Below are 23,132 nucleotides of genomic sequence, written 5' to 3'. Positions count from 1 at the left end.
TGCCAAGCCGGCCGCCAAAGCTGCTGCGAAACCCGCTGCTGCCAAGCCAGCCGCTAAAGCTGTTGCGAAACCGGCTGCTGCCAAGCCGGCCGCCAAAGCTGCTGCGAAACCCGCTGCTGCCAAGCCAGCCGCTAAAGCTGTTGCGAAACCGGCTGCTGCCAAGCCAGCCGCCAAAGCCGCTGCGAAACCGGCTGCTGCCAAGCCAGCCGCTAAAGCTGCTGCGAAACCTGCTGCTGCCAAGCCGGCCGCCAAAGCTGCCGCGAAGCCCGCTGCCGCTAAGCCAGCCGCCAAAGCTGCCGCGAAGCCCGTCACCACCAAGCCTGCAGCCGCGACTCCAGGCGCGAGCAAGCCTGCCAATGAAACGCCTGCCACGGCGGCTCCTGCTACCAGCACCGCCAATGGTGTCACGCCGCCTACCGGCAGCTGATTAAACTGCACGAAGCCTGTGACCTCGTTCACCCGGACGTTTTCACAGGCTGCTTGCTGCGGGCGTCAGGCTCGCGTCGATTGGCAGGTTTCCTCCCTTCCTTACCAGCATAGCGCGCTATCCCGACGCGCAGATAACTGTGCGCTATGAATCCCCTCTTCAAACTGCTTCGCGCATATCCAGCGATGTGTTAGCCCAGCTATGTGCCTGACCCGTCTGATGAAGTTCGTTCTTGCTGGCCGGTAAACCTCGTCAGCCTATAGCCCCATCGACGCATAAGCGGAACAGCGCAGCGGGAAACAGGTCAATGAGAGATCGAGGCAGGCGCCAGCCGAATCGATAGCGCCGTACGTAAGAACGACCACTGCGCACACCTGGGAAGATCGGGCAGCCCTTTGATTGCGTGGCAGCGTCCCGCACCAGCTCGGCATTCCCTCCCGATAGGTTCGCGCCTGTCGAAAAAAGTGGATGGGCTGAGCCATAGCGCGAGCACATCACGCAACTCAATGAGGAGAGCAGGATGGCTGTCAAAAAGAAAATCGAAAAGCAGACCGGTTCGTGGGTCGGCGAGGTCGAGAAGTACTCGCGGCAGATCTGGTTGGCGGGTCTTGGCGCCTACTCCAAGGTCAGCAAGGACGGCACCAAGCTGTTCGATACGCTGGTCAAGGACGGCGAAAAAGCCGAGAAGGCAGCCAAGAGCGCGGCCTCGAGCCAAGCCGATGAAGCAGCCTCGTCCGCCAAGCCGGGCGGCACGAGATCCCGTGTCGATGAGGTCAAGGAAAAGGCCATCGGCAAGTGGGGTGTGATCGAAGAGGCCTTCGACAAACGTCTCAACAGCGCTATCTCGCGACTGGGCGTACCGAGCCGCGGCGAGGTCAAGGCGCTCAACGATAAGGTCGATGTGCTGACCACCCAGTTAGAAGCATTGCTGGGCTCATCGGCCAAGGCACCGCAAGCGACGAAGGCGGCCGTACGCAAGCCAGCTGCCGCCAAGGCCGTCGCCAAACCGGCGGTGGGCAATAGCGCGGCCAAGGAGAAGGCCTCGAAATCGCCCGCCAAGACTGCGGTTAACAACGTTGCAGCCAAGCCTGCCGCGGCGAAACGCGCACCGCTAAGCAAGGCGGCAACCACTGTTAAAAGCACCGCCAAAGCCGCAGCCGATGCAACGCCGCAGTCGGGTACAAAGCCTGTGCGTAAACCGGCTGCCAAGAAGCCTTCAGCCACCAAGGTAGCGCCCAAGAGCACGACGGCGGCGAGCCCGGCCAGCAGCGTGCCGCCAGCCGCAGATAACCAGCCCTGACAGTGCACCGTGTAAATGAAAACGCCCGGCTGTTATGCCGGGCGTTTTATTACTGATCGAATCTTGGTCGTGGCGCTGTGATCGCGTCAGCGGCAGATCAAAGCATCAGGCGCACCACCGATTCATCAGGGTCGCGGGACTTGCCGGCGGCGGCCAGGGCGGCCAGGTAATCGCACCATAGTTCCTCTTGGCGCAAGGCCAACTGGTGCAAGTAATCCCAGGTAAACAGCCCACTGTCGTGACCGTCGTCGAACGTCAGCTTGAGAGCGTAATTGCCGGCCGGCTCGATGCCGATCAGCCCCACATTGATCTTGCCGGTCTGCAGAATCGGTTTGCCATGTCCCTGCACTTCGGCCGACGGCGAATGCACGCGCAGAAACTCAGCGGGCAACTGATAACTGTCGTTGCCGTAGTGCAGCTCCAGCGTGCGCGACGCCTTGTGCAGCTTGATCGAGGTGGGGATGAGCACGACAGCCTCCAGCTGTGCCACGAGCCGCGAAGCGCCCAGGCAGCTGCCTGGTGCCGCGCGGCTCTGCGCTACTTACAGAATATAGCGTGACAGGTCTTCATCCTGCGCCAGCTCGCCGAGGTGGCTATTGACGTAGGCCGCGTCGATGCGGATTACCTCGCCATTCTGCTGGCCAGCCAGGTCGCCAGCGCTGAAGGAGACTTCCTCCAGCAAGCGTTCGAGCAGCGTGTGCAGGCGACGGGCCCCGATGTTCTCGGTCTTCTCATTGACCTGCCAGGCGATTTCGGCGAGACGCTTGATGCCGTCTGCGGCGAATTCCACGCCGAGGCCCTCGGTCTGCAGCAGCGCTACGTACTGCTCGGTGAGCGAGGCATGCGGCTCGCTGAGGATGCGCTCGAAATCTTCTGGCGACAGCGCCTTGAGTTCGACACGAATCGGCAGGCGACCTTGCAGCTCCGGCACCAGGTCGCTGGGCTTGCTGAGGTGGAAAGCGCCGGAAGCGATGAACAGGATGTGGTCGGTTTTGACCATGCCCAGCTTGGTATTGACCGTGCAGCCTTCGATCAACGGCAGCAAATCGCGCTGCACGCCTTCCCGAGACACGTCGGCGCCGCCGGCGTTGGCGCGCTTGGCCACTTTGTCGATTTCGTCGATGAATACGATGCCGTGCTGCTCGACCGCTTCCAGGGCCTTGGCCTTGAGCTCTTCCTCGTTGACCAGGCGCCCAGCCTCTTCCTCACGCACCAGCTTGAAGGCGTCTTTGACCTTGAGCTTGCGGCTCTTCTGCTTGCCCTTGCCCATGTTGGAGAAAAGGTTCTGCAGCTGGCTGGTCATTTCTTCCATGCCGGGCGGCGTCATGATCTCGATGCCGGCAGGGCTGTCGGCTACCTCGATCTCGATTTCCTTGTCGTCCAGCTGGCCTTCACGCAGGCGCTTGCGGAACAGCTGGCGGGTGTTGGAATCACCTGACGCCGCCTCTTCGGCGAAGCCATTGCGCGCCGGTGGCAGCAGGGCATCGAGAATGCGATCTTCGGCGGCGTCTTCAGCGCGATGGCGAACGCGCAGGATTTCCTGCTCGCGCAGCATTTTCAGGGCGGCATCGGCGAGGTCGCGGATGATCGACTCGACGTCGCGGCCGACATAGCCGACCTCGGTGAACTTGGTCGCTTCCACTTTCAGGAACGGCGCATTGGCCAGCTTGGCCAGGCGACGGGCGATCTCGGTCTTGCCGACACCGGTCGGACCGATCATCAGGATGTTCTTCGGCGTGACCTCAGCGCGCAGCTCCAGCGGCAGCTGCATGCGCCGCCAGCGGTTGCGCAGGGCGATGGCCACGGCGCGCTTGGCGTCATCCTGGCCGATGATATGGCGGTTGAGTTCGTGGACGATCTCGCGGGGTGTCATGGACATGAGCGGGCTCCGATCCGGACTGGCCTAGATGGCCGAGTCCAGCTCCTCGATGGTCAGGTTCTGATTGGTGAAAACGCAGATGGAACCAGCGATTTTCAACGCAGTTTCGGCAATCTCGCGGGCGTCGAGGTCTTCGCTGCCTTTCTGCAGCAGTGCCAGCGCCGCAGCCTGGGCGAAGCCACCGCCAGAGCCCATGGCGATCAGGCCATGCTCGGGTTCGACCACGTCACCGTTGCCGGTGATGATCAGCGAGGCGTCTTTGTTGGCAACCGCCAGCATGGCTTCCAGGCGGCTCAGCGAGCGGTCGGTACGCCAGTCTTTGGCGAGTTCGACGGCCGCGCGAACCAAGTGGCCCTGGTGCCTTTCCAGCTGCGATTCAAAACGCTCGAACAGGGTGAAGGCATCAGCGGTGGCGCCGGCGAAACCGGCGATGACCTGACCGTGGTACAGGCGGCGAACTTTCTTCGCATTGCCTTTCATCACGGTATTGCCGAGGGAAACCTGGCCGTCGCCACCCATGACGACTTTGCCGTGGCGGCGAACAGAAACGATAGTGGTCAAGGGCGTGCTCCTTCGGCAGCTCCGGGGTTGACCTGTTATATGGGGATGGATTGCGTGCGGTTCAAGCCGGAAGGCATGAGCGGTCACAAAACGGCTCTGCCTGCGAGCGGCTGGCCTAAGACGGGAGCAGACACTCACGCCCGTAGGGTGGACAACGCTCTTTTTGTCCACCATTGCGATGGACGGATCGGGCCGCGCAGGCAAGCGTCGTCCACCCTACGAGGGGCCGCCCCCGCCACGTTACTGTCTGTCTGGCTGGATGTAGCCTGGATTAGCTCGCAGGCGCAATCCGGGGCCGAAGCCGTGATCGGATCGTTCCTCACGCTCCGCGTGGCAATGCATCCAAGGACGCTCCGCGTCCGCTGTTGGGGCAACACGGCGCAGAGCGCCTGGGCCTTAGATCCCACGCTGGAGGGTGGGAGCCATCATCGTTGAGCGGCCCCTATCCCCACGCTGCAGCCTGTCTAGGCTGCAGAGCCGTATGGGGCTTAGCGGCTCTGGCGCTGTTGCAGCAACAGATTACTGAAGCCATTGGCGGCTAGGGTCTTTTGCGACTGGGCCAGTTGCTCGCGATTGGCGAACGGGCCGACCAGCACGCGGTGCCAGGTTTCGTCACGCACCGTGCCGGACTCGACGCGCACGCTCTGGCCGAGCAGGGTGATTTGCGCCCGCACGCCTTCTGCGTCGTCCTTGCGGCGGAACGAACCGGCTTGCAGGAAAAACTGCGTGGTCAGTGGCGCCTGCACGGCGGCAGGCGGCGCAGCCACGGGTGGCGCCGGCGGTGGCGTCTGACCGTTCAGGGCCGCTTGTGCACGCGCTGCGTCGATCTTCGCGGCTTCTTCCGGGGTGACGGGCTTCTGCTCAGGCGTGGGTGTGGCCGGCGGGGGTAAGGCATCCGGCGGCACGATGACTTCCGACTCTGGCAGCAGGGTGTAGAAGTCGTATTTGGGCTTGCCCGGCTCCTGACTGGTGGAAGACGGTTGCGGCTTTGGCGTGGTGCTGGCGCGCTCGGGCTGTGGCTTGTCGCGTTTGATCGCGTCGCTGCCCGGCTGCAGATTGAACAGCAGCATGGCAAATACCCCGACTACCAGCCCGCAGGCCAGCCAGATCCAGCCTGGTACCGGGCGTTTGCTCGGGGCCTTGTAGCGGCTGGCGCCGCGCTTGGGGGCTGGTTTTTTACGGGCTGCCACTTACATGCGCTCCAGGGTTTCCAGGCCAAGCAGTTGCAGGCCTTGCTTGAGGGTACGGCCGGTCAGCGCGGCGAGCCGCAGGCGGCTGGTGCGGGTTGTTTCGTCTTCAGCGCTGAGTACCGGGCAGTGCTCGTAGAAGCTGGAGAACAGCCCGGCGACGTCATACAGGTAAGCGCAGAGCAGATGCGGCGTGCCCTTGTCGGCGACGCTGCCGAGCACTTCGCCGAACTGCGCGAGCTTGCCGGCCAGTTCGATTTCCTGAGGTGCATGAAGTTCGATGTGGCCATCGATCTCGTCGATGCCCTTGCCCAGCTTGCGGAAGATGCTTGCCGTGCGGGTGTAAGCGTATAGCAGGTAGGGGGCTGTATTGCCCTCGAAGCTGAGCATCAGCTCGAAGTTGAAGCTGTAGTCGCTGGTGCGGTGCTTGGACAGGTCGGCGTATTTCACCGAGGCAATGCCCACGATCCGGCCAATCTCACGCAGTTCGGCTTCGTCGAACGGCGTCTCACCCTTGGCGGCACGCTGGTCGTTGCGTTCCTTGACCAGCTCGTAAGCGCGCACTTCGGCTTCGTCGAGCAGGTCGATGAGCTTCACCGTGCCGCCGTCTCGGGTCTTGAACGGGCGGCCATCGGCACCGTTCATGGTGCCGAAGCCCATGTGTTCGAGCTGCATGCCCTCGTGCACGAAGCCCGCACGGCGTGCCACTTCAAAGGCCATCTGGAAGTGCAGGGCCTGGCGCTGGTCGACGAAGTACAGGGCGCGGTCGGCTTTAAGCACCTGGCTGCGATAGCGCATGGCTGCCAGGTCGGTGGTCGAGTACAGGTAGCCGCCGCCGGCCTTCTGCACGATCACCGGCAGCGGGTTGCCTTCGGCGTTCTTGTAGTCGTCGAGGAAGACGCATTGCGCACCGTTGTCTTCGGTCAGCAGGCCCTTCTCGCGCAGGGCTTCGATCACACCCGGCAGCTCTGCGTTGTAGGCGCTCTCACCCTTGACGTCGGCTGGCGTCAGCTTCACGCCCAGGCGGTCGTAGGCCTTCTGGCAGTGGCTCAGGGAGATGCTGTTGAAACGATGCCACAGGCGCATGCATTCCGGCTCGCCGGCCTGCAGCTGGACGACCAGGGCGCGTGCGCGCTCGGCGAACTCGGCGGAGTCGTCGAAGCGCTTTTTGGCGGCGCGGTAGAAGCCTTCCAGGTCAGCCAGCTCGCTTTCCGCGGCGGCCGGGTTCTCTTCCATGAACGCCAGCAGCATGCCGAATTGGGTGCCCCAGTCGCCCACGTGGTTCTGGCGGATTACCTCGTCGCCGAGAAACTCCAGCACCCGTGCCACTGCGTCGCCGATGATGGTCGAGCGCAGGTGGCCGACGTGCATTTCCTTGGCCAGGTTCGGCGAGGACAGATCGACGACCACCCGTTCGGCTGCGCCGTTCTTGCGCGCGCCCAAGTGCTGGTCGGCCAGCGCCGCTTCCAGGCGCTCGGCCAGGGCGTCGCTGTTCTGGAAGAAGTTGAGGAAGCCTGGGCCGGCGATCTCGACCTTGCTGATCTGCGGGTCGGCAGGCAGGGCGTCAATCAGCTTCTGCGCGATGTCGCGTGGCTTCATTGCTGCCGGCTTGGCCAGCATCATGGCGATGTTGCTGGCGAAATCGCCGTGGGTCTTGTCCTTGGTGTTCTCCACCTGGATCGTCGGGCTCAGGCCTTCGGGCAGCACGCCTTCGGCGGTCAGGCGGGTCAGGGCTTGCTGGATCAGGTGGCGAATACTGTCTTTCATGGTCTGCTCGTTCGGCCGCGAGACGCGGCGCCGCTCGAAAGCGTGGGTTGAAAACCCCGCATTATCGACGGGGCAAGGGCGCCGCTTCAAGCCATAACGGCTGCGGGGTGTTTCGACGGCGAGTACCGCTGCTCAGAAAAGATCGATCGGGTCGACATCCAGCGACCAACGCACGGCGCGTCCGCTCGGCAGGTTCTCGAGCATCAGTAGCCAGTGCGCGAGCAGCTTGTGCAGAGGCGCGCGCGCGTTGCCTTGCAGTAATAGCTGGGCGCGATAGCGGCCGGCGCGGCGCTCCATCGGCGCGGGCACCGGGCCCAGCAGCTCGATACCGCTCAGGTTCAGCTCGCCGAGCAGTTGCTCTGCTTCGTTGCAGGCTTCATCGAGGAACCCCTCGGCCTGGCCCGGCTTGTGCGCTTCGGCGCGCAGCAAGGCCAGGTGACAGAACGGCGGCAGGCCAGCGGCGCGGCGTTCGCTGAGTGCCTGGTCGGCAAATGCGAAATAACCCTGCTCGGTCAGTTGCACCAGCAACGGGTGGTCGGCCAGGTGGCTCTGGATGATCACCTTGCCCGGCTCCTCCGCGCGTCCGGCCCGGCCGGCCACTTGGACGATCAACTGAGCCATGCGCTCGCTGGCGCGGAAGTCGGCGGAGAATAGCCCGCCGTCGGCATCGAGGATCGCCACCAAGGTGACTCGCGGAAAATGGTGCCCTTTGGCGAGCATCTGGGTGCCGACCAGGATGCACGGCTCGCCACGCTGTACGGTGTTGAACAGCGTGGTCATGGCTTCCTTGCGCGAGGTGCTGTCGCGGTCCACGCGCAGCACCGGCACATCGGGAAAGAGAATCTCCAGGCGTTCTTCAGCGCGCTCGGTGCCAGCGCCAACCGGGCGCAGGTCGACATTGTTGCAGCTCGGGCAGTTGCTCGGCTGGCGTTCGGCGTGGCCGCAATGGTGGCAGCGCAGCTCGCGGCTGCGCTGGTGTACGGTCATCCGCGCATCGCAGCGCGGGCATTCCGATAGCCAGCCGCATTCGTGGCACAGCAGGGTCGGTGCGAAACCGCGGCGGTTGAGAAACACCAGCACCTGCTGGCCGGCGGCCAGGGTCTGGGTGATGGCCTGCTGCAGCGGTGGTGACATGCCGGCATCCAGTGGTCGGCTCTTGATATCGAGGCGCAGGAAACGCGGCGGATGCGCGCCGCCAGCGCGCTGGTTCATGCGCAGCATCGCGTAACGGCCGCTGTGGGCGTTGTGCAGGCTTTCCAGTGAGGGCGTTGCCGAGCCCAGCACGATCGGCACGTTTTCCTGGTGGGCGCGCACCACGGCCAGGTCGCGGGCGTGGTAGCGCAGGCCCTCCTGCTGTTTATAGGACGCGTCGTGTTCCTCGTCGATGATGATCAGCCCAGGGCGCTTCATCGGTGTGAACAGTGCGGAACGGGTGCCGATGATGATGTCGGCCTCGCCGTCGCGCGCTGCCAGCCAGGCGTCCAGGCGCTCGCGGTCGTTGACTGCCGAGTGCAGCAGGGCGATGCGTGCATTGAAGCGGCGCTCGAAGCGCGCCAGGGTCTGCGGGCCGAGGTTGATCTCGGGGATCAGCACCAGCGCCTGCTTGCCAGCCTCCAGCGTCTCGCGGATCAGTTGCAGATAGACCTCGGTCTTGCCGCTGCCAGTCACCCCGGCGAGCAGGAAGGCATTGAAACTGCCGAAGCCTGCGCGAATCGCCTCGGTTGCCGCGCGCTGTTCGGCATTTAGCGGCAACTCCGGTTGGGCCAGCCAGCTGGCGTGGCGCTCGGGGCTGCTCAGGCGGCGCACTTCCACACGCACCAGGCCTTTCTCCTGCAGCAGTTGCAGGCTGTCGCGGTTGATCTGCAGCTGGCTGAGCAATTGGTGAGCAACCCCATGGGGGTGCTGGGCGATGGTTTTCAGCGCATCGCGTTGGCGCGGCGCGCGGGCCAGGCGCGGGTCATCCAGATGCGCGTCCTTGGCAATCAGCCAGAAACGCTCCTGACGGGCTTCGGCCGGCTCGCCCTGGCGCAGCAGCACCGGCAGTGCCCAACTGAGCGTGTCGCCAAGGCTGTGCTGGTAGTACTGTGCGGTCCACTGGCACAGGCGCAGCAGCGCTGGCGGCATGGGCGCCTGCAGGTCGAGCAGTTGCAGGGCAGGCTTGAGTTTGTCGGCCGGGACGTCACTGTGATCGCTGACTTCGACCAGCACGCCGATCATCTCGCGGCGGCCGAACGGCACGCGCAGCCGCGCGCCGGGCTGCAGATCCCGGGCCGACACGCCTTCGGGGGCGAGGTAGTCGAACAGGCGGCGCAGTGGCGAGGGCAGGGCGAGTCGCAGGATGGCGTCGGGCACGCAAAGGCTCCAGGCAGGCGAGGCGCGATATTAGCAGGCCCTTGGAAAACTACCTACGTTGCCATCGCTGCGTTAAAAGCAGGCAAAAAAATGCTCATTTACAACCGTAAACTCCGCTTTCTCGCCTACTTGCGGGGCCGCCCTCGGTATTGCGCTGACTGCCTCGGTGACGTTTTTCAACGACCTGCCTGGCCTGCACGCGTGCGACGGCCGGTAGCCGCAGCCGAGTTGCATCATTGTCGCGCTCTGGTATGATCCGCGGCCAACCTACGTGCGGTACCGGGCATCCAGTCTGGTGGCGGCACAAGACCTGAGGAAACAATCATGAAAGCCGATATCCATCCGGAATACGTTGCCATCGACGCTACCTGCAGCTGCGGTAACGTCATCAAGACTCGCTCCACCCTGGCCAAGCCGCTGAGCCTGGACGTGTGCTCCGAGTGCCACCCGTTCTACACCGGCAAGCAGAAGGTTCTGGACGCTGGCGGCCGTATCGACCGCTTCAAGCAGCGTTTCGGTGTGTTCGGCGCCAAGTAAGCGGCCGAGCAGCGAAGAAAGCCCACATGGCTGTTTTCGCGCTACTGAAGAAGGCGTCCCTCGTGGGCGCCTTTTTCGTTTCTATGGTTTGCCTGCCGGCGCAGGCTTTCTGCCCATCGCCGGGCAAGCTGCCGCAGATCAAAGTGCAGCGGGTGGTGGACGGCGATACCGTGCGCCTGGTCGACGGCCGTAGCGTCAGGTTGATTGGCATCGACACGCCTGAGCTGGCACGCCAAGGGCGTACGGCGGAACCTTTCGCCGAGGCCGCGCGCAAGCGTTTGCTGCAACTGGTGAACGCCAATGGCGGTGGTGTCGGGGTAAAGCAGGGCGCGCAAAGGCGGGACCGTTACGGTCGTACCCTGGCACATCTTTACGACGCCGCGGGCAATAATCTTGAAGCGCAGATGCTGGCCGAAGGGCTCGGCCGAATGGTTGCGGTTGCGCCGAATAGCGCCCTGGTCGGGTGCCACCGAGAAGCGGAGAGCGCGGCCCGCGCCAAGCGAGTCGGGCTCTGGGCGCAGGAGCGGCCTCTGTCTGCCAAGGCGATACGAAGCGGCGGCTTTGTGCTGCTCCAGGACCAGGTGCAGCGCGTGGAGCATAATCGGGGCGGTGTCTGGATAGAAATGGGCAGCTCGGTGGTGTTGCGGATTGCCCCGCAGGTGCTGGACACCTTCGAGCCATCTCTGCTGCGCGACTTGCAGGGCAAGCGAATCGAAGCGCGGGGCTGGATGACGGACCGCTCCCGCCAGGGCAAGCTGAAAGCCGGTCAGGCGCGCTGGATGCTGCCGTTGACTCACAGCGCCATGTTGGAGGTGTTGCGATGACGTTGCGCATGCTGTTGCTGATGTCGATGTCGGCCACGCTGGTGGGCTGTGCAGTGAATCCCGCCACTGGACGCAACGACTTTGTGATGATGAGCGAGGCGCAGGAGCTGACGCTCGGCCGTGATGCCCACCAGCAGATCCTTCAACAATACCCGCGCTATGCCGACGAGGCGTTGCAGGCTTATGTGCAGAGTGTGGGCGAGCGGGTGGCCCGGCACAGCCATCGAGGCCAGCTGGATTATCGTTTCACGGTGATCGACAGCCCGGACATCAACGCCTTCGCGCTGCCAGGCGGCTACATCTATATACACCGGGGTCTGCTCGCCTACCTGGGTTCGGAAGCCGAGCTGGCCGCCGTGCTGGGGCATGAAGTCGGCCACGTAACGGCCCGTCATGGGGTGCGCCAGCAGAGCCAGTCGACGGCTTGGAGCATCCTTGGTCAGGCTGTGGCAATGGGCACCGGTGTGGGCGCGGCGGCAGATGTAACGGGAGCACTGGGCACCGCGTTCGTGCGCGGCTATGGCCGTGACATGGAGCTTGAGGCCGACGGGCTGGGCGCGCAGTACCTGGCACGCGGCGGTTACGATCCACAGGCGATGATCGAAGTGGTCAAGGTGCTCAAGCTGCAGGAGGATTTCGCCCGTGATCAGGCTACCAAACGAGGCGAGCAGCCACCTGCAGCCGGCTATCACGGGCTGTTCGATACTCACCCGGACAACGACCGTCGGCTGCAGCAGGTGATCGGCCCCGCGCGGGCCTTGGTAGCCGGCCAGCAGGAGGTCAACCGCGGCGTATTCCTGCAGCGTTTGCAGAACCTGCCCTATGGCGATTCGGCGCAGAGCGGCATTCGGCGCGGCGAGCGTTTCTATCACCGTGACCTCGACTTCACCCTGGCCTTCGCCAAGGGCTGGAGCATCGTCAATCAACCTGAGGTGTTGATCGGTCATTCGGCTGATGAACAGGTGTTTGTCGCCATGACCCTGGAAGACAATCCACGCCAACTCGACGCCGCCACGCTGTTGCGTCAACGTATCGGTGGCAATCGTCTGCGCGACGAGAGGCCGCTGCAACAGGCCGGCTTGCAGGGCCATATGGGGCTGATCGACGGCAACACGCCGCGCCGTGTGGCGGCTATCCTCAAAGGCGGCAAGGCGTTCCTGTTCGTTGGTGCGGTGAAAGGCCGTGCAGTGCGTGCTGAAGACGATGCGCAGTTCATCGCGGCGATCAGCAGCTTTCGGCCTTTGCAGGCCGCCGAGCGCAAGCTGGCCGAGCCATTGCGATTGCAACTGGTGCGTGTAGGCCAGGGCCAGACGGTCAAGTCGCTGGCTGCCAAAAGCGGGCTGTCCGGGGACGCAGAAGGCAGCCTGCGCCTGCTCAATAATCTTTATCCACAGGGCGAGCCTCGCCCAGGTGATTGGTTCAAGACGGTTCGCTGAGGCACGTTTGCAGGCTGACTGCATAGTCTTGTGCAGGCCCCTGCACTTTGCGTATCCTCGGCCGCCTGCCAGTCAATAGCCCAAAAAAGCGGAAATGCCACTATGTCTGATCTGAAAACTGCCGCTCTCGAATACCATGAGAAGCCCCGTCCGGGTAAGTTGAGCGTCGAGCTCACCAAGCCCACCGCCACTGCCCGTGACTTGTCTCTGGCTTACAGCCCGGGTGTTGCCGAGCCAGTGCGCGAGATCGCTCGCGATCCGGAGCTCGCCTACCGCTACACCGGTAAAGGCAACCTGGTAGCAGTCATTTCCGACGGCACCGCGATCCTCGGCCTGGGCAATCTCGGCCCGCTGGCTTCCAAGCCGGTCATGGAAGGCAAGGGCGTGCTGTTCAAGCGTTTCGCCGGCGTCGACGTGTTCGACATCGAAGTCGATGCTGAAAGCCCGCAGGCCTTCATCGACACCGTCAAGCGCATCTCCATCACCTTCGGTGGCATCAACCTGGAAGACATCAAGGCACCCGAGTGCTTCGAGATCGAGCGCGCCCTGATCGAGCAGTGCGACATCCCGGTTTTCCACGATGACCAGCACGGCACCGCGATCGTCACCGCAGCCGGCATGCTCAACGCCCTGGAAATCGCCGGCAAGACTCTGCCTGACGCCAAGATCGTCTGCCTGGGCGCCGGCGCTGCCGCCATCTCCTGCATGAAACTGCTGGTGAGCATGGGCGCCAAGGTCGAGAACATCTTCATGATCGACCGCAAGGGCGTGATCCACGCCGGCCGCGACGACCTGAATCAGTACAAGGCGGTATTCGCCACCGAAACCACCAAGCGCACCCTCGATGACGCGCTGACCGGCGCCGACGTGTTCGTCGGTCTGTCCGGCCCGGATCTGCTGAGCGCCGAAGGCCTCAAGCTGATGGCACCGAACCCGATCGTATTCGCCTGCTCGAACCCGGACCCGGAAATCTCCCCGGAACTGGCTCACGCCACCCGCGATGACGTGATCATGGCAACCGGTCGTTCCGACTACCCGAACCAGGTCAACAACGTACTAGGCTTCCCGTTCATCTTCCGCGGTGCGCTGGACGTTCGTGCCACCCGCATCAACGAAGAGATGAAGATCGCCGCTGCCAACGCCCTGCGCGAGCTGGCCAAGCTGCCGGTGCCTCAGGAAGTCTGCGACGCCTACGGCGGCATCGCGCTGTCGTTCGGTCGTGAGTACATCATTCCGAAGCCGATGGATGCTCGTCTGATCAACGTGGTGTGCGATGCTGTGGCCAAGGCCGCCATCGAGAGTGGTGTGGCGACTCTGCCGTATCCGAAGCACTACCCGCTGCAGTCGGTCAACGACGTGTTCAACGGCTGATCGATATCAGCTGAAGACAAAAAAACCCGCCTCGGCGGGTTTTTTTACGTCTGCACTTTGCTGGTAAGTCTGCTGTCAGCTTCGTCGGCAGCTTCTCAAGCGCTCGGCGACTGCTGGCTTGCCAATCGCAGGGCTGTGAAGCGTCAGCTCAGCGCGGTCTGGTTCGGAAAGAGGCCGCTGCGAGCGCGCGTAGGGCTCGCAGCGGCAGGCGCTCGCGTCAGAACAGATCGATCGGAGCGGCCTCGTCGGCAGGCAGCGGACTGCCAGGTGCGCCCATGCCAGGGTCGAATTCGCTCATCGGCGGCGGTGAGTCTTCGCTCTTGAACAGCTCGAAGTATGCATCCGGCGTCCCTGGCGAGGCGGCGCGACCACTGTGTGGGTCGACGCGCAGGGTGAGGATGCCCTCGGGCTCGGCTGGCGCATGGTTGGGTTTGTCCTTGAGCGCAGCGCCCATGTAACTCATCCAGATGGGCAGCGCCACAGTGCCGCCGTACTCGTTGCGGCCGAGGCTTTCCGGTTGGTCGAACCCGGCCCACACCGTGGTCACGTAATCGGCGTTGTAACCGGAGAACCAGCTGTCTTTCGATTCGTTGGTGGTGCCGGTCTTGCCCGCAAGGTCGGTTCGCCCCAGGGCCATGGCGCGGCGGCCGGTACCGCGCTTGATCACGTCCTGCAGCATGCTGGTCATGATGTAGGCGGTGCGCTCATCCAGAATGCGTTCGGCAGCTGCCGGTTCTGGTGCCTCCGGCAGTTGTTCCGGCTTGGCTTCCTCGGGGTTCATCACGCCTTCTTCGTTGACTGGCGGCGGCACCTCCGACAAGGCAGCATCCGGCACGGTCGGCGGGTTGGCAATAAACAGCGGGTCGCCGTGGCGGTTGTCGATGCGCTGAATCAGATAGGGCTGAACCTTGTGGCCGCCGTTGGCAAATGCCGTCCAGCCAGTGGCGATCTCCATGGGCGTGAGGTTGGCGGTGCCAAGCGCCAGAGACAGGTTGCGGGGCAGGTCCTGGCGATTGAAACCGAAGCGTTCGATGTAGTTGAGCGTCGGTTCGATGCCCATAGCCTGCAACAGGCGAATCGATACCAGGTTGCGTGACTTGTAGAGTGCTTCACGCAGGCGGATCGGGCCGAGGAAGGTGTTGTTGTCGTTCTTCGGGCGCCAAACCTGATCCATGTAATCATCGACGAACACGATGGGCGCATCATTCAACAAGCTCGACGCCGTGTAGCCATTGTCCAGCGCGGCGCTGTAGATAAACGGCTTGAAGCTTGAGCCTGGCTGGCGTTTGGCCTGGATGGCGCGGTTGTAGTTGCTCTGCTCGAAGGAGAATCCGCCAACCAGCGCGCGGATCGCACCGTTCTGTGGGTCGAGTGACACCAGCGCGCTCTGGGCGCTGGGCAGCTGCACGAAGCGCAGGCTCTGATCATCCTGACGCTGCACGCGAATCAGGTCACCGATCTGAACCACGTCGGCAGGTTGCTGCGGCCGTGGTCCCAGGCTGTTGGTGTTGAGGAAGGGGCGCGCCCATTTCATGCTATCCCACGAAACCGCCTCCTCGGAGCCGCTACGCGTCAGCACCAGAATGCCGCTCTTCTCGACCTGGGTGACGATGGCGGGGTCCAGCCCGCCGCGCGGCCCTTGTTTGCTCAGCTCGGTCTGCCAGGTTTCGCGCGTCATGCCCGGCAGCCGGCTTTCCGGTCCGCGATAGCCGTGGCGCTGGTCGTAGTCGATCAAACCATCGCGCAGTGCCTTACTGGCCATCAGCTGCAGGTCGCTTGGCACCGTGGTGGTGACGTTGAAACCCTGGGTGTACGCGTCGCCGCCATAGCGTCCGACCATCTCGGCACGTGCCATTTCCGCCACGTAAGGGGCCGGCACTTCAGGCGTCTGTACGTGGTAGCTAGCATCGACAGGCTCGGCTAACGCCGTTTCGTAGCGCGCCTGGTCGATGCGACCCAGTCGATACATACGACCAAGGATCCAGTCACGGCGCTCTTTGGCGCGGGGGGCGTTGGTCAGCGGATTGAAAGCCGAAGGTGCCTTGGGAAGACCGGCTATCGTCGCAAGCTGGGAGAGGCTCAAGTCTCGGATGGATTTGCCGTAATAGACTTGGGCGGCAGCTTCGATGCCGTATGCCCGGTGGCCCAGATAGATCTTGTTGACGTACAGCTCGAGAATTTCGTTCTTGCTGAGTTCGCGCTCGATCTGCAGGGCCAGGAGTATTTCAGTGATCTTGCGGGAAAAGCTGCGTTCGCTCGTGAGGAAAAAGTTCTTCGCCACCTGCATGGTGATGGTGCTGCCGCCTGACTGAATTTGTCCCGTTTTCAATAATTGCGTGGCAGCGCGCATCAGGCTTGTAAGATCAACGCCATAATGGTTTGCGAAGTTGTCGTCCTCTGCGGCAAGCAGTGCGCTGGTGAAGTCGGGCGGAATATCGGCAAATGCGATGGGCGAGCGGCGCATTTCTCCGAATTCGGCAATCAGCTTTCCATCGCTGCTGTAGACGCGCAGAGGAATCTGTAGCTCTATGCTGCGTAGGGCATCGACGGAGGGTAGCGTCGGGCTCAGATAGAGGAAGGCACCGCTGACGCTGAGTAACAGCGCACAAAAAACAGCGATAACGGACCAGCAGAAAAACTTCAGCAAACGCATCAAGATTTTTGAATTTCCAGATAAAAGAATGAGTTAAGCGGAAGGCAATGCGAAAAGGCAAAAACTGATCACATTATAAGCGCTTTTTCTGCCGGGGAGCCATTTGCGCTTCTGTCAAGCCTGCTATTTAATGTGGAAAAACATAAATCGTCCGTAAGTTATGGATGCCAATAGGAAATCGGTCGTGCTAGGGCTCTTCAGTAAGAAAGCGAATACGCTTTTGGGGATCGATATAAGTTCGACCTCGGTCAAGCTCCTTGAATTGAGTCGCTCGGGAAGCCGCTACAAAGTAGAGGCCTACGCTGTCGAGCCGCTCCCAGCCAACGCAATCGTCGAAAAGAACATCGCCGAATTAGAGGGTGTCGGTCAGGCGCTGTCGCGCGTGTTGGCGAAAGCCAAGACCAATGTGCGCTCGGTGTCAGTCGCCGTCGCCGGGTCTGCGGTCATCACCAAAACCGTGGAGATGGAAGCCGGTCTGTCTGACGACGAGTTGGAAAATCAGCTGAAGCTGGAAGCTGATCAGTACATTCCTTATCCACTGGAAGAAGTGGCGATCGATTTCGAAGTCCAGGGCATTTCACCGCGCAATCCCGAGCGGGTCGAAGTGCTGCTGGCTGCCTGCCGCAAAGAGAACGTCGAGGTTCGCGAGGCGGCTCTGGCGTTGGCAGGCCTGACTGCCAAGGTGGTGGACGTCGAGGCCTACGCGCTGGAGCGTGCCTATGGCCTGCTGGCCGAACAGCTCGGCGACAGCCATGACGACCTGACGGTTGCGGTCGTCGACATTGGGGCGACTATGACCACCCTGAGCGTGCTGCATAACGGGCGCACCATTTACACCCGTGAGCAGCTGTTTGGTGGTCGCCAGCTGACCGAAGAAATTCAGCGTCGCTACGGCCTGTCCGTCGACGAGGCCGGCCTCGCCAAAAAGCAGGGCGGGCTGCCGGACGATTATGAAAGCGAAGTGTTGCAACCGTTCAAGGATGCCCTGGTGCAACAGGTGTCCCGTTCCCTGCAATTCTTCTTCGCTGCTGGCCAGTACAACGATGTCGATTACATCCTGCTGGCTGGCGGCACTGCGTCGATCCCTGATCTTGACCGTCTCATTCAGCAGAAAATCGGCACCCAGACCCTGGTCGCCAACCCGTTCGCCGACATGGCCCTCAGCGGCAAGGTCAATGCGGGTGCGCTGGCCAGTGATGCGCCGGCTCTGATGATTGCCTGCGGCCTGGCGATGAGGAGTTTCGACTGATGGCACGGATTAACCTCCTTCCCTGGCGCGAGCAGCTGCGCGAAGAACGCAAGCAGCGCTTTCTGGTGTCTCTGGGTGGCCTTCTGGTCGCCGCAGCGGCGTTGATATTTTTGGGTGACCAGTACCTCAGTGGCGAGATCGAGAACCAGCAGGCGCGCAACGATTTCGTGCGCAAGGAAATTGCCGTGCTGGATACCCGTATCGCCGAGATCAGCGAGCTGCGCACACGTCGTCAGCAGTTGCTCGAGCGGATGAAGATCATTCAGGACCTGCAGGGCAATCGCCCGATCATCGGTCGGGTTTTCGACCAGATGGTGCGAACCCTGCCCGATGGCGTGTATTTCACCGGGGTGAAAATGACGGGCAAGAGTATTGCGATCGTCGGCGCGGCCGAGTCGAACAGTCGCGTTTCCAAACTGATGCGCGACATGGACGCCTCCGAGTGGCTGACAGCTCCCAACCTGACCGAAGTCAAGGCCGTCACCGCCGGGGCGCTTGAGCAGGCCAATACCTTTCAGCTGACCGTGCAGCAGTCGCAACCGGTCAAGGCAGAAGCGGAGGTGAAGCCATGAGTTTCAGCGAATCCCTCGCAGGCCTGCGCAAGGTCGATATCAACGACCTTGATCTGAACAACATTGGATCCTGGCCGGCAGCAGTGAAGGTTATCGCTGGCATTCTTGCCGTGGTACTGGTGCTGGCGCTGGGCTACAACTTCCACCTCAAGGATCTGCAGGCGAACCTCGATCAACAGCGGATGGAGGAAGAGAATCTCAAACAGCAGTTTTCCTCCAAGGCGTTTCAGGCTGCCAACCTCGAGGCCTATCGCGATCAGATGAAAGAAGCCGAGGTTTCCTTCGGTGCACTGCTCAAGCAGCTGCCGAGCGATACCGAGGTGCCTGGCCTGCTCGAAGACATCACGCGCATTGGCCTGGACAGCGGCCTCGAGTTCGAGGAAATCAAGCTGCTGCCGGAAGTTACCCAGCAGTTTTATATCGAATTGCCGATCCAAATTCAGGTCGTCGGTGGTTACCACGATCTGGCGACGTTCGTCAGTGGGGTGGCCAGCCAGCCGCGCATCGTCACGTTGCATGACTTTGAACTCGTCCCAGCCTCTCAGGACAGCACATCCAAACTGCGTATGAGCATTCTGGCCAAGACCTATCGTTACAATGACAAGGGAGCTCAGCCATGAAGCGCGTCTTCCTGTCGAGTCTGGTGTTTCTTAGCCTGAGCGGTTGCGGTGGCGGTGATTTCAGCGATCTGCAAGCGTATATGGATGAGGTGCGTGCGCGTCCGAAAGGCCAGATCGAACCGCTGCCTCAGCCCGAACCTTACGAGAGCTTTACCTACAGCGCCGCCGCCCTGCGCAGTCCGTTCCAGCCGCCCGTCAAGGTCGACCTGGTGAATCGGGTGAAGGGGGACAAGCAAATCAAACCGGATGAAAATCGGGTCAAGCAGTTCCTCGAAGGCTTCAATATCGAACTCTTTGAAATGGTCGGCACGCTGGCCAATGACAATGGCTCGTTCGCGTTGGTTAGCGGTGCCGGTGGTGTTCATCGCGTCAAGGTTGGGGATTACCTGGGACGCAATGAGGGCCGGATCGTCGCTATCGACAGTGCAAAAATCGACGTAGTCGAAATCGTCCCTGACGGTGATGGTGGCTGGCTCGAGCGCCCCCGTACCCTCACTCTGAAGGAGCGCTCCTGAGGAGCGAGGTGAGCCATGAATAGAAATAACCGGTCTGCCAAACGGAATCCAAGCATGAACAGCTCTTTTTCACGCCTCAGCGTTTCGCTGCTGGCCATTCTGCTCTCTCCCGCAGCCCTGGCGGCCAACCTGCAGGCGCTGGATGTCGCTGCGCTGCCGGGTGACCGTGTCGAGCTGAAACTGTCTTTTGACGAGCCTGTTACCGCGCCGCGTGGTTACACCATCGAGCAGCCAGCACGTATTGCGCTGGATATGCCGGGCGTTTCCAACAAGCTGGGCGTCAAGAACCGTGAGCTGGGAATGGGCAACGCCCGTAGCGTTACCGTGGTCGAGGCCAAGGACCGTACCCGCCTGATCATCAACCTGACCAACCTGGCGCCGTACAACACGCGCACCGAAGGCAATAACCTGTTCGTGCAGGTTGGTACGGGCGTCGCCATGAGCGCAGCCCCTGCCAGCACCGCTGCGGCACGCCCGGCCCCGGCCCCAGCAGCGGCGACGCCTGTTGCTGCGCCGGCAGCACCCAAGGTATTCGGTGCGGTGAACAAGGCGATCAGCAATATCGACTTCCAGCGCGGCACGCAGGGCGAAGGCAACATTGTCATCGACCTTTCCGACGCCTCGGTAAGCCCTGATATTCAGGAGCGTGGTGGCAAGATCATCCTGAATTTCAACCGTACGCAATTGCCAGAAGCGCTGCGCGTGCGTCTGGATGTGAAGGACTTCGCCACGCCGGTGCAGTTCGTCAGCGCCAGCGGCACGGGCGATGACGCCAGCATTGTCATCGAGCCTGTTGGCGCGTTTGATTACCTGGCCTACCAGACCGAAAACAAGCTGACCCTGAGCGTCAAGCCGCTGACTCCTGAAGATGCCGAGAAGCGTCAGGCCGAGCGCTTTGCCTACACGGGCGAGAAGCTGTCGCTGAACTTCCAGGACATCGACGTGCGTTCGGTGCTGCAGTTGATCGCCGATTTCACCGACCTCAACCTAGTCGCCAGTGACACGGTTGCCGGCAACATCACCTTGCGCCTGCAGAACGTGCCGTGGGATCAGGCACTGGATCTGGTGTTAAAAACCAAGGGTCTCGACAAGCGTCAGATCGGCAACGTACTGCTGGTTGCTCCGGCTGAGGAAATTGCTGCTCGCGAGCGGCAGGAGCTTGAGTCGCAGAAGCAGATCGCCGAGCTGGCTCCGCTGCGCCGCGAGCTGATTCAGGTCAACTACGCCAAGGCGGCCGACATGGCCAAGCTGTTCCAGTCGGTGACCAGCGCTGATGGTGCCGTCGATGAGCGCGGCTCCATCACTGTCGATGAGCGCACCAACAGCATCATTGCCTACCAGACTCAGGAGCGCCTGGACGAGCTGCGCCGCATTGTGGCTCAGCTGGACGTGGCAGTGCGCCAGGTGATGATCGAGGCGCGGATCGTGGAAGCCAACGTTAACTACGGCAAATCCCTCGGCGTGCGCTGGGGTGGTGCAGGTGTCGGTGGTAACTGGAGCGTATATGGCAAGGACGGTGCCACCACGTTCGAAGACGGCCAGGCATTCCTTCCAGGCTCCAGCACTGTTGGCAACTTCGAAGCCGAGGAAGGTACGGCGCCCGTTCCGTTCGTTGATATGGGGCTAGCCAACAGCACTTCGGGTATCGGTATTGGCTTCCTGACCAATAACGTGGTTCTGGATCTGCAGCTCTCTGCCATGGAAAGCTCCGGCAACGGCGAAATCGTTTCCCAGCCAAAGGTCGTCACCTCTGACAAGGAAACCGCGAAGATTCTGCGCGGCCAGGAAATTCCTTATCAGGAAGCCAGCTCCAGCGGTGCGACCTCCACGTCGTTCAAGGAAGCCGCTCTGTCGCTGGAAGTGACTCCGCAGATTACGCCCGACAATCGCATCATCATGGAAGTCAAAGTCACCAAGGACTCGGCTGACTATGAGCGCGCGATCGCTGGTGGGGCGCCGCCGATCAACAAGAACGAAGTCAACGCCAAGGTTCTCGTAGCTGATGGCGAGACAATTGTGATCGGCGGTGTATTCGAGAATGCGCAGAGTAAAGCGGTATCGAAGGTTCCGTTTCTCGGGGATGTCCCTTATTTGGGAAGGCTGTTCCGCCGCGACATGGTCACCGACAACAAGACCGAGTTGCTGATTTTCATCACGCCGCGCATCATGAACAGTCAAGCGGTGGCCGTGAGTCGGTAATTAGTGCGTAATCTGATCCTTGTTGGCCCGATGGGCGCTGGAAAAAGCACCATCGGGCGTCTCCTTGCCAAAGAGTTGCGGTTGCCATTCAAAGACTCCGACAAGGAGATCGAGCAGCGGACCGGCGCAGATATTCCTTGGATTTTCGACGTCGAAGGCGAGCAGGGTTTTCGCGAGCGTGAGCAAGCGGTGATCTGTTCGCTGTGTGATGCCGATGGTCTGGTGCTGGCTACCGGCGGCGGGGCGGTCATGCGACCACAAAATCGCCAGGCGTTACGTGCTGGCGGGCGAGTGGTATATCTGCATGCTTCAGTGGAACAGCAGATTGACCGCACGGCACGTGATCGCAATCGACCCTTGCTGCGCACCGCCAATCCGGGGCAGGTATTGGCCGATCTGCTGGCCATCCGCGACCCGCTTTACCGAGAGATTGCCGACGTCATCATCGAAACCGATGAACGTCCGCCGCGTATGGTGGTTCAGGAAATCCTCGAGCGGCTGGAAGCGCTGGCGCCCCGTTAATGACTGGGCCGAACTGCGGTATCCTAGCGCCCTATTTCAATCGGGGGCTCTATGCAAACACTCCATGTCGATCTCGCTGAGCGCAGCTACCCCATCTATATAGGCGCAGACCTGCTGAGCCGTGTTGATCTGCTGGCAGCGCATATCGTGGGGCAGCAAGTCGCGATCGTCACGAATGAGACCATTGCGCCGCTGTATCTGGCTGAACTGCAAGCGACCCTGGCCGATTACCGGGTCACTTCGATCGTGCTGCCCGATGGCGAGGCCTTCAAGAATTGGCAGACCCTGCAAACCATCTTTGATGGTCTGCTTGGGGCTCGTCATGATCGTCGGACCACGGTTATCGCCCTTGGCGGTGGCGTAATCGGTGACATGGCGGGTTTCGCAGCGGCCTGTTACCAGCGCGGTGTGAATTTCATTCAGATTCCTACCACGCTGCTCTCCCAGGTCGACTCCTCGGTGGGTGGCAAGACCGGTATCAACCACCCGCTGGGCAAGAACATGGTGGGGGCGTTCTATCAGCCCCAGGCTGTACTGATCGACACGCGCAGCCTGGAGACCTTGCCGCAGCGCGAGCTATCGGCTGGGTTGGCTGAGGTGATCAAGTACGGCTTGATCTGCGACGAGCCGTTTCTAGGCTGGCTCGAAGAGCACGTGGCAGCGTTGCGCGGCCTGGATCAGGCTGCGCTTACCGAGGCGATCGAGCGATCCTGCGCTGCCAAGGCCCGCGTTGTCGGTGCCGACGAGCGCGAAACCGGTGTACGTGCCACGTTGAACTTGGGGCATACCTTTGGTCACGCCATTGAGACCCACATGGGTTATGGCGTCTGGTTACATGGTGAAGCGGTGGCCGCCGGAACGGCGATGGCGCTGGAGATGTCTCACCGTCTGGGCTGGATAACCGCGGATGAGCGTGACCGTGGTGTTCGCCTGTTCCTGGCGGCAGGCTTGCCTGTCGTGCCGCCGCAGGAAATGACCCCCGCGGATTTTCTCGAGCATATGGCGGTCGACAAGAAGGTGCTGGATGGCCAGTTGCGCCTGGTGCTGTTGCGCTCGTTGGGCGAGGCGGTAGTGACCAGTGATTACCCGCGAGACATCTTGAATGCCACCCTGGCTGCCGATTACCCGGCGTTGGTGGCTCGGCTTAACAATCAGTGAGTA

At 62.0% G+C, this 23,132-nt stretch carries 19 protein-coding genes and 1 pseudogene; 13 read left to right on the top strand and 7 right to left on the bottom strand.

Annotation, left to right across the window (positions count from 1 at the left end; translation table 11 throughout):
- Positions 1-427, top strand: a pseudogene (locus BLS60_RS21625) (hypothetical protein); the annotation flags it as partial.
- A gap of 520 nt (positions 428-947) precedes the next feature.
- The gene (locus BLS60_RS08985) at positions 948-1,727 is read left to right on the top strand and encodes a phasin family protein (protein WP_092367078.1); all 780 of its coding nucleotides are present in this window, start codon (positions 948-950) and stop codon (positions 1,725-1,727) included.
- Positions 1,728-1,824: 97 nt separating this feature from the next.
- On the opposite strand, the gene BLS60_RS08980 is transcribed toward BLS60_RS08985, so the two are convergent.
- From BLS60_RS08980 to BLS60_RS08955, 6 genes are all read right to left on the bottom strand, one after another.
- On the bottom strand, positions 1,825-2,196 hold the full coding sequence (locus tag BLS60_RS08980) for a gamma-butyrobetaine hydroxylase family protein (protein ID WP_092367076.1): 372 nt from the start codon (positions 2,194-2,196) through the stop codon (positions 1,825-1,827).
- A gap of 72 nt (positions 2,197-2,268) precedes the next feature.
- On the bottom strand, positions 2,269-3,606 hold the full coding sequence (gene hslU / locus BLS60_RS08975; protein WP_070880259.1) for an ATP-dependent protease ATPase subunit HslU: 1,338 nt from the start codon (positions 3,604-3,606) through the stop codon (positions 2,269-2,271).
- Between the two features lie 24 nt (positions 3,607-3,630).
- Positions 3,631-4,167 carry an ATP-dependent protease subunit HslV gene (gene hslV / locus BLS60_RS08970; protein WP_042552357.1) on the bottom strand — a complete coding sequence of 179 codons (537 nt, stop codon included), beginning with the start codon at positions 4,165-4,167 and terminating at the stop codon, positions 3,631-3,633.
- Positions 4,168-4,655: 488 nt separating this feature from the next.
- Complete coding sequence (locus tag BLS60_RS08965; protein ID WP_070880257.1) at positions 4,656-5,357, bottom strand: SPOR domain-containing protein; 702 nt, start codon at positions 5,355-5,357, stop codon at positions 4,656-4,658.
- Positions 5,358-7,121, bottom strand: a complete 1,764-nt coding sequence (gene argS, locus BLS60_RS08960; protein ID WP_092367074.1) for an arginine--tRNA ligase — start codon at positions 7,119-7,121, stop codon at positions 5,358-5,360.
- A 132-nt stretch (positions 7,122-7,253) separates the two neighbouring features.
- Positions 7,254-9,473: a primosomal protein N' gene (locus tag BLS60_RS08955; RefSeq protein ID WP_092367072.1), complete on the bottom strand. Its 2,220-nt coding sequence runs from the start codon at positions 9,471-9,473 to the stop codon at positions 7,254-7,256.
- A gap of 324 nt (positions 9,474-9,797) precedes the next feature.
- Between BLS60_RS08955 and rpmE the strand changes: the two genes are divergently transcribed.
- The 4 genes from rpmE to BLS60_RS08935 all read left to right on the top strand — a co-directional run bounded on the left by rpmE (position 9,798) and on the right by BLS60_RS08935 (position 13,641).
- Positions 9,798-10,010: a 50S ribosomal protein L31 gene (gene rpmE, locus BLS60_RS08950; RefSeq protein WP_042552353.1), complete on the top strand. Its 213-nt coding sequence runs from the start codon at positions 9,798-9,800 to the stop codon at positions 10,008-10,010.
- A gap of 26 nt (positions 10,011-10,036) precedes the next feature.
- Positions 10,037-10,834, top strand: coding sequence for a thermonuclease family protein (locus BLS60_RS08945; RefSeq protein WP_092367065.1), 798 nt, complete (start codon positions 10,037-10,039; stop codon positions 10,832-10,834).
- Positions 10,831-12,270 carry a M48 family metalloprotease gene (locus tag BLS60_RS08940; RefSeq protein WP_092367063.1) on the top strand — a complete coding sequence of 480 codons (1,440 nt, stop codon included), beginning with the start codon at positions 10,831-10,833 and terminating at the stop codon, positions 12,268-12,270. The genes BLS60_RS08945 and BLS60_RS08940 overlap by 4 nt, the downstream gene beginning before the upstream one ends.
- Positions 12,271-12,372: 102 nt before the next feature.
- Positions 12,373-13,641, top strand: coding sequence for a malic enzyme-like NAD(P)-binding protein (locus tag BLS60_RS08935; protein WP_070880252.1), 1,269 nt, complete (start codon positions 12,373-12,375; stop codon positions 13,639-13,641).
- 217 nt (positions 13,642-13,858) lie between these two features.
- On the opposite strand, the gene BLS60_RS08930 is transcribed toward BLS60_RS08935, so the two are convergent.
- On the bottom strand, positions 13,859-16,297 hold the full coding sequence (locus tag BLS60_RS08930; RefSeq protein ID WP_092367061.1) for a penicillin-binding protein 1A: 2,439 nt from the start codon (positions 16,295-16,297) through the stop codon (positions 13,859-13,861).
- 181 nt (positions 16,298-16,478) lie between these two features.
- Between BLS60_RS08930 and BLS60_RS08925 the strand changes: the two genes are divergently transcribed.
- Genes BLS60_RS08925 through aroB form a run of 7 tightly spaced genes read left to right on the top strand, consistent with a single transcriptional unit; the run spans position 16,479 to position 23,129 of the window.
- Positions 16,479-17,543 carry a pilus assembly protein PilM gene (locus tag BLS60_RS08925; protein ID WP_070880250.1) on the top strand — a complete coding sequence of 355 codons (1,065 nt, stop codon included), beginning with the start codon at positions 16,479-16,481 and terminating at the stop codon, positions 17,541-17,543.
- Positions 17,543-18,115 (top strand): PilN domain-containing protein, encoded by a 573-nt coding sequence (locus BLS60_RS08920; protein ID WP_070880249.1) that lies wholly within the window; start codon positions 17,543-17,545, stop codon positions 18,113-18,115. Before BLS60_RS08925 ends, BLS60_RS08920 begins: the two co-directional genes overlap by 1 nt.
- Positions 18,112-18,735: a type 4a pilus biogenesis protein PilO gene (gene pilO / locus BLS60_RS08915; protein WP_070880248.1), complete on the top strand. Its 624-nt coding sequence runs from the start codon at positions 18,112-18,114 to the stop codon at positions 18,733-18,735. The genes BLS60_RS08920 and pilO overlap by 4 nt, the downstream gene beginning before the upstream one ends.
- Positions 18,732-19,250, top strand: a complete 519-nt coding sequence (pilP, locus tag BLS60_RS08910) for a type 4a pilus biogenesis lipoprotein PilP (protein ID WP_070880247.1) — start codon at positions 18,732-18,734, stop codon at positions 19,248-19,250. The genes pilO and pilP overlap by 4 nt, the downstream gene beginning before the upstream one ends.
- 54 nt (positions 19,251-19,304) lie before the next feature.
- Positions 19,305-21,449, top strand: coding sequence for a type IV pilus secretin PilQ (locus BLS60_RS08905; protein ID WP_070880246.1), 2,145 nt, complete (start codon positions 19,305-19,307; stop codon positions 21,447-21,449).
- 3 nt (positions 21,450-21,452) lie between these two features.
- Positions 21,453-21,971 (top strand): shikimate kinase AroK, encoded by a 519-nt coding sequence (gene aroK, locus BLS60_RS08900; protein WP_070880245.1) that lies wholly within the window; start codon positions 21,453-21,455, stop codon positions 21,969-21,971.
- 51 nt (positions 21,972-22,022) lie between these two features.
- Positions 22,023-23,129, top strand: coding sequence for a 3-dehydroquinate synthase (gene aroB / locus BLS60_RS08895; protein ID WP_092367059.1), 1,107 nt, complete (start codon positions 22,023-22,025; stop codon positions 23,127-23,129).
- Positions 23,130-23,132: the final 3 nt, after the last annotated feature.

Source organism: Phytopseudomonas seleniipraecipitans (assembly GCF_900102335.1).
Lineage (GTDB): Bacteria > Pseudomonadota > Gammaproteobacteria > Pseudomonadales > Pseudomonadaceae > Aquipseudomonas > Aquipseudomonas seleniipraecipitans.
This window is presented reverse-complemented; position numbering and strand designations above follow the sequence as displayed.

Excerpts from the sequence above, each read along its gene's own strand:
- BLS60_RS08935 (WP_070880252.1), top strand. The coding sequence starts at position 12,373 with ATGTCTGATCTGAAAACTGCCGCTCTCGAATACCATGAGAAGCCCCGT.
- BLS60_RS08945 (WP_092367065.1), top strand. The coding sequence starts at position 10,037 with ATGGCTGTTTTCGCGCTACTGAAGAAGGCGTCCCTCGTGGGCGCCTTT.
- argS (WP_092367074.1), bottom strand. The coding sequence starts at position 7,121 with ATGAAAGACAGTATTCGCCACCTGATCCAGCAAGCCCTGACCCGCCTG.
- aroB (WP_092367059.1), top strand. The coding sequence starts at position 22,023 with ATGCAAACACTCCATGTCGATCTCGCTGAGCGCAGCTACCCCATCTAT.
- BLS60_RS08920 (WP_070880249.1), top strand. The coding sequence starts at position 17,543 with ATGGCACGGATTAACCTCCTTCCCTGGCGCGAGCAGCTGCGCGAAGAA.
- pilO (WP_070880248.1), top strand. The coding sequence starts at position 18,112 with ATGAGTTTCAGCGAATCCCTCGCAGGCCTGCGCAAGGTCGATATCAAC.
- BLS60_RS08985 (WP_092367078.1), top strand. The coding sequence starts at position 948 with ATGGCTGTCAAAAAGAAAATCGAAAAGCAGACCGGTTCGTGGGTCGGC.
- hslU (WP_070880259.1), bottom strand. The coding sequence starts at position 3,606 with ATGTCCATGACACCCCGCGAGATCGTCCACGAACTCAACCGCCATATC.
- pilP (WP_070880247.1), top strand. The coding sequence starts at position 18,732 with ATGAAGCGCGTCTTCCTGTCGAGTCTGGTGTTTCTTAGCCTGAGCGGT.
- rpmE (WP_042552353.1), top strand. The coding sequence starts at position 9,798 with ATGAAAGCCGATATCCATCCGGAATACGTTGCCATCGACGCTACCTGC.
- BLS60_RS08905 (WP_070880246.1), top strand. The coding sequence starts at position 19,305 with ATGAACAGCTCTTTTTCACGCCTCAGCGTTTCGCTGCTGGCCATTCTG.
- BLS60_RS08940 (WP_092367063.1), top strand. The coding sequence starts at position 10,831 with ATGACGTTGCGCATGCTGTTGCTGATGTCGATGTCGGCCACGCTGGTG.